The sequence below is a fragment of the Streptomyces capoamus genome (assembly GCF_014654935.1).
Classification (GTDB): domain Bacteria; phylum Actinomycetota; class Actinomycetes; order Streptomycetales; family Streptomycetaceae; genus Streptomyces; species Streptomyces capoamus.
On record NZ_BNBF01000006.1, the window covers coordinates 166,073 to 170,429 of the forward strand.

Annotated in this window: 3 protein-coding genes and 1 pseudogene; all 4 read left to right on the forward strand. The window is 73.4% G+C overall.

Translation table 11 applies throughout. The annotated features are described in order from the left end of the window. Positions 1–141 (forward strand): annotated as a pseudogene (locus tag IE312_RS39670) (ammonium transporter); the annotation flags it as partial. Then, on the forward strand, positions 138–476 hold the full coding sequence (locus IE312_RS12115) for a P-II family nitrogen regulator (RefSeq protein WP_039656487.1): 339 nt from the start codon (positions 138–140) through the stop codon (positions 474–476). The pseudogene IE312_RS39670 and the gene IE312_RS12115, both read left to right, overlap by 4 nt. Before the next feature lie 44 nt (positions 477–520). Then, complete coding sequence (locus IE312_RS12120; RefSeq protein WP_189981060.1) at positions 521–2,971, forward strand: [protein-PII] uridylyltransferase; 2,451 nt, start codon at positions 521–523, stop codon at positions 2,969–2,971. A gap of 85 nt (positions 2,972–3,056) precedes the next feature. Then, a partial coding sequence (gene ffh / locus IE312_RS12125) for a signal recognition particle protein (RefSeq protein ID WP_229899593.1) occupies positions 3,057–4,357 on the forward strand: 1,301 nt, incomplete at its 3' end.

Genomic DNA, 4,357 nt, shown 5'->3' on the forward strand with positions numbered 1-4,357 from the left:
GAGGACGAGGAGGTGTCCGGCATCGACCAGGCCGAGCACGCCGAGACCGCATACGACTTCAGCGGCGCCGGCGGCGGCGTCACCGGGACCCTCGCCGCCCCGGCCCTGGCCGCCGCGCAGAACAAGAAGGTGGACGCATGAAGCTCATCACCGCCGTCGTGAAGCCGCACCGGCTCGACGAGATCAAGGAGGCCCTCCAGGCCTTCGGCGTCCACGGCCTCACGGTCACCGAGGCCAGCGGCTACGGCCGGCAGCGCGGCCACACCGAGGTCTACCGCGGTGCCGAGTACACCGTCGACCTCGTCCCCAAGATCCGCATCGAGGTGCTGGCCGAGGACGACGACGCCGAGCAGCTGATCGAGGTCGTCGTGAAGGCGGCCCGTACGGGCAAGATCGGGGACGGCAAGGTGTGGTCCCTGCCCGTCGAGACGGCCGTACGCGTCCGCACGGGCGAGCGGGGGCCGGACGCGCTCTGACGAAATCCGGGGAAATCCGGGGAAATCAGGACGGGAGTCACCGGGTGACGGGTACGGATGTGCGCAAGGAGACGGAAGACTCGGGACCCGGCGGCTACGCGGCGGCCCGGCTGCGCCTGCTCACCGAGCGGGCGCGGTCCGGGCCGCCGCGCCGTACCGCCCTGTCCGCCCTGACCGACGACTGGCTCGCCGGACTGTTCGGCGCGGCGGCGGGAGCGGCGCACGGCGTCTCGCTCGTCGCCGTCGGCGGCTACGGCCGGGGCGAACTGTCCCCGCGCAGCGACCTCGACCTGGTCCTGCTGCACGACGGCTCCGACCCCGCCGCCGTCGCCGCCCTCGCCGACCGCATCTGGTACCCCGTCTGGGACCTCGGCCTCTCCCTCGACCACTCCGTGCGCACCCCCGCCGAGGCCCGCAGGACGGCCGGCGAGGACCTCAAGGTCCACCTCGGCCTGCTGGACGCCCGTCACCTCGCCGGTGACTCCGCGCTCACCGCCGGCCTGCGCACCGCCGCCCTCGCCGACTGGCGCAACCAGGCACCCAAGCGCCTCCCCGAACTGAAGGAGCTGTGCGCCGAACGCGCCGCACGCCAGGGCGAGCTGCAGTACCTGCTGGAACCCGACCTCAAGGAGGCCCGCGGCGGCCTGCGCGACGCGACCGCGCTGCGCGCCGTCGCCGCCTCCTGGCTCGCCGACGCCCCGCGCGAGGGCCTGACCGAGGCCCGGCGGCGCCTGCTCGACGTACGGGACGCCCTGCACCTGGCGACCGGCCGCGCCACCGACCGGCTCGCCCTCCAGGAGCAGGACCAGGTCGCCGCCGAGCTGGGCCTGCTCGACGCCGACACCCTGCTGAGGCAGGTCTACGAAGCGGCGCGCGTGATCGCGTACGCCAGTGACGTCACCTGGCGCGAAGTGGGGCGCGTGCTGCGTTCGCGCGCCGTCCGGCCGCGGCTGCGCGCCGTGTGGGGCGGGGGCAAGCCGGCCACCGAGCGCTCCCCGCTCGCCGAGGGCGTGGTCGAACAGGACGGCGAGGTGGTGCTCGCCCGCGCCGCACGCCCCGAACGCGACCCCGTGCTCCCGCTGCGCGCCGCGGCCGCCGCCGCCCAGGCCGGCCTCCCGCTCTCCCTGCACGCCGTTCGGCGCATGGCCGCGACCGCGCGCCCCCTGCCCACGCCGTGGCCCGCCGAGGCCCGCGAACAGCTCGTCACCCTGCTGGGCTCCGGCCGCCCGACGGTCGAGGTCTGGGAGGCCCTGGAGGCCGAAGGCCTGATCACCCGCCTGCTCCCCGACTGGGAACGGGTCCGCTGCCGCCCCCAGCGCAACGCCGTGCACCTCTGGACGGTCGACCGGCACCTGATCGAGACCGCCGTCCGGGCCTCCGAACTCACCCGCCGGGTCGGCCGTCCCGACCTGCTCCTGGTCGCCGCCCTGCTGCACGACATCGGCAAGGGCTGGCCCGGCGACCACTCCGTGGCCGGCGAGATCATCACCAAGGACGTCGCCGCGCGCATCGGCTTCGACCGGGCGGACGTGACCGTGCTCTCCCTGCTGGTCCGCCACCACCTGCTGCTCATCGAGACGGCCACCCGCCGCGACCTGGACGACCCCGCCACCGTCCGCTCCGTCGCCGAGGCGGTGGGCAGCCAGAGCACCCTGGAACTGCTGCACGCCCTCACCGAGGCCGACGCCCTCGCCACCGGCCCGGCCGCCTGGTCCTCCTGGCGCGGCTCCCTCGTCGCCGATCTCGTACGACGGGTCGGCGCCGTCCTCGCCGGCGGTGCCCCCGACGAGCCCGAGCCGGCCGCGCCCACCGCCGAGCAGGAGCGCCTCGCCATCGAGGCCCTCCGCACCGGCGGACCGGTCCTCGCCCTGCGCGCCCAGACCGAACCGGCCGCCGAGGAGCCGTCCGGCGACCCGGAACCCCTGGGGGTCGAACTCCTCATCGCCGTACCCGACCGGCCCGGCGTCCTCCCCGCCGTGGCCGGCGTCCTCGCGGTGCACCGTCTGACCGTCCGCACGGCGGAACTGCGCGCCATCGGCCTGCCCGACGACGTGCACGACGAGGGCGCGGTCCTCCTGCTCAACTGGCGGGTCGCCGCCGAGTACGGCTCCCTGCCCCAGGCGGCCCGGCTCCGCGGCGACCTGGTCCGCGCCCTGGACGGCAGCCTCGACATCGCCGGCCGCCTCGCCGAGCGCGACGCGGCCTACCCGCGCCGCCGCGGCTGGACCGCCCCGCCGCCCCGCGTCACGGTCGCCCCGGCCGCCTCCCGCCACGCCACGGTCATCGAGGTCCGCGCCCAGGACGCCCCGGGCCTGCTCCACCGCATCGGCACGGCCCTGGAGAAGGCGGCCGTACGGGTGCGCAGCATGCACGTGTCGACGCTGGGGGCGAACGCGGTCGACGCCTTCTACGTCACGACGGGCACGGGCGCGCCACTGCCGGCGCGGGACGCCGGATCGCTGGCGGAGGCACTGGAGGAGACGCTGCGGGGATGACCCTGCCCCGGTGCCGCCGGCGCCGGGATACCCTGGAGGGCGATTCCCTTCAAGACCGTCACCGACCCCGAGGACCGCGAGCGCCGTGTTCGACACTCTCTCCGATCGCCTGTCAGCGACTTTCAAGAACCTGCGCGGCAAGGGACGGCTCTCCGAGGCGGACATCGACGCCACGGCACGCGAGATCCGTATCGCGCTCCTCGAGGCGGACGTGGCGCTGCCGGTCGTGCGCACGTTCATCAAGAACCTCAAGGAGCGCGCGCTCGGCGCCGAGGTCTCCAAGGCGCTGAACCCGGCCCAGCAGGTCCTCAAGATCGTCAACGAGGAACTGATCACCATCCTCGGCGGCGAGACCCGGCGGCTGCGCTTCGCCAAGCAGCCGCCCACCGTGATCATGCTGGCCGGTCTGCAGGGCGCGGGCAAGACCACCCTCGCGGGCAAGCTCGGCCGGTGGCTCAAGGAGCAGGGCCACTCGCCGCTGCTGGTCGCCGCCGACCTCCAGCGCCCCAACGCCGTCAACCAGCTGAGCGTCGTCGCCGAGCGCGCCGGCGTCGCGGTGTACGCGCCGGAACCGGGCAACGGCGTCGGTGACCCGGTCAAGGTCGCCAAGGACTCCATCGACTTCGCCAAGTCCAAGGTCCACGACATCGTGATCGTGGACACCGCCGGCCGCCTCGGCATCGACGCCGAGATGATGCAGCAGGCCGCGGACATCCGCGACGCCGTCTCCCCGGACGAGATCCTGTTCGTCGTCGACGCGATGATCGGTCAGGACGCCGTCAACACCGCCGAGGCCTTCCGCGACGGCGTCGGCTTCGACGGCGTGGTGCTGTCCAAGCTCGACGGTGACGCCCGCGGTGGTGCGGCCCTGTCCATCCGGCAGATCACCGGCAAGCCGATCATGTTCGCGTCGAACGGCGAGAAGCTGGACGACTTCGACGCGTTCCACCCGGACCGGATGGCCTCCCGCATCCTCGACATGGGTGACCTGCTCACCCTGATCGAGCAGGCGGAGAAGACGTTCAGCCAGGAAGAGGCCCAGAAGATGGCCTCCAAGCTGGCGTCGAAGAAGGGCCAGGACTTCACCCTGGACGACTTCCTGTCCCAGATGGAACAGGTCAGGAAGATGGGCAGCATCAGCAAGCTGCTCGGCATGCTCCCGGGCATGGGCCAGATCAAGGACCAGATCGCCAACCTGGACGAGCGGGACGTCGACCGCACCGCCGCGATCATCAAGTCGATGACCCCGGCCGAGCGCCAGGACCCGACGATCATCAACGGCTCCCGCCGCGCCCGTATCGCACGTGGCTCCGGTGTCGAGGTCAGCGCCGTGAAGAACCTGGTCGAGCGGTTCTTCGAGGCCCGCAAGATGATGTCCCGCATGGC

Bases quoted from the DNA above. Each gene is read 5' to 3' on its own strand.
- IE312_RS12115 (WP_039656487.1), top strand. From the start codon at position 138: ATGAAGCTCATCACCGCCGTCGTGAAGCCGCACCGGCTCGACGAGATC.